The organism is Candidatus Protofrankia californiensis (assembly GCF_900634765.1).
GTDB classification, from domain to species: Bacteria; Actinomycetota; Actinomycetes; order Frankiales; family Frankiaceae; genus Protofrankia; species Protofrankia californiensis.
Genome location: NZ_CAAAFT010000451.1, coordinates 1 through 1,600 on the forward strand (window position 1 = coordinate 1; position 1,600 = coordinate 1,600).

At 64.9% G+C, this 1,600-nt stretch carries 2 protein-coding genes; both read right to left on the minus strand.

All coding sequences use genetic code 11. From position 1 onward, the window contains the following. Window positions 1-309: 309 nt before the first annotated feature. Window positions 310-723, minus strand: a complete 414-nt coding sequence (locus tag DD1DGNOD_RS23375) for a response regulator transcription factor (RefSeq protein WP_131768576.1) — start codon at window positions 721-723, stop codon at window positions 310-312. A 475-nt stretch (window positions 724-1,198) separates the two neighbouring features. Then, the coding region (locus DD1DGNOD_RS30155) for an MqnA/MqnD/SBP family protein (RefSeq protein ID WP_346434370.1) at window positions 1,199-1,600 on the minus strand (402 nt) is incomplete at its 5' end.

Here is a 1,600-nt window from a genome sequence, read left to right on the forward strand (position 1 = left end):
ACCAGTCCGAAGTCCACCAGCGCACAGTCGGCGCGCACAAGGCCCGCCCGACGGACATCCGGGCCGAAGTCCGTCATGCCTGAACTGGGCAGACGGAGATCCGGGCGCGCGGTCACACGCCCTATGCTTTCACATCGGGCACCCACAAGACAGCTACTGCACCCAAAATCAGGATAAGGCTACGGAGCGTCGAAAATCCGGGGTGGCCGCCTGCCGACAACCGGCACCGCGCGATTTCATTGTTCAGCGGATCGGTGGGTAAAGGGGTCAACGGTGGTAAACGGGTCAACGGTTGAGTGGTTCGGCGGTTCAGCGCCGGGTGGACCGGCTTGCGGCGACCGGGGCGGGAGCACGTCCACACACCTCCCGCAGGCGGTCGACCAGGCTGTCCACGGCAAGGCCCTTCTCGATCAGGGCATGCGCGCCGAGTGCCGAAGCCTGTTCGCCGAGAGCCTGCTCGGAGAATCCGGTGAAGATGACGACCCGGGCCTGGGGTGCCCTCCGGCGAATCATAGGCAGCGCAGCAAGACCGTCCATGACGGGCATGGCGACGTCGAGCAGGACCAGGTCGGGTTCGGTACACGAAACGATCTCAATTGCTTCGGCCCCGTCCCTGGCCTGGCCGACGACCACGAAGTCGGGCTCCATGTCCAACAGGAGACAAACGAGATCGCGTACACCGTCGGCATCGTCGGCCACCACGACGCGGACGGCATCCTGCACACCTGGCTCTCCGTCCATATCCGACGTTCTACGCCGCGCCGACACCACCCGCCCATCGTCATTCAGGATGGTTTCCGGAGCTAGCCCCTATCGAATCTCGCGGCGGCGGGGCACCCGCCGGCACAAGACGTCCCACAATCACGAGACATCCCGCAATCGCCCCGGTTCACAATTGCGAAACGATGTGAAACGGTTCCTTGCGGATTGTCATCGATGTCCGGCGGGCCGGCAACACCGATGACGGTTGCCGGCAACTTCCAACACACCCGTACCGGCAGCACCCACACCAACGTCCGGGCAACGGGTTCCCGCGAGATTCCGCATGTGACTATCAGCACGACCACCCGCACGAAGGGGGCGTACCGCCGCGAACAACAGGGCGCGCCGACACGAACAACAGGCCGTATCGCCGCGGACAACAACCGGCGGCCATGCGTATACCTATACCCGTTCGCCTGTACCTACCCGCTCGTACCTACTCGCCGGCGAATATCACGTTCACGCCCGGTGGGACAGCATCTCGCGCCGCCGCCTGCCGGGCGAAAGCCATTATTCCCTCGAGTTGACGCTCCCCCAACGAAAAGTCCAAAGTCGTGAAGTACCGCGTCAACGTCGCCACGTCGAACACCTCCCAGCGCGCCGCATGCCGGGCTACGGCGTCTACCTGGCGTAACGCGAGATCAAGACTGCCGCGAAAGGCGTCGTGAACCTCCTTGACCACCCCCGGGCGGACCTGGGCGAAGTCACGGCGCGCCGCCCATACCGCGAACACCATCGGCAACCCCGACCAGTCCCGCCAGGCCGCACCCAGATCGACAATGTGCAGCGGATGCGCATCCCCGGCGCGCTCGGCGTCATAGGTGGCCCGCAATGCCAC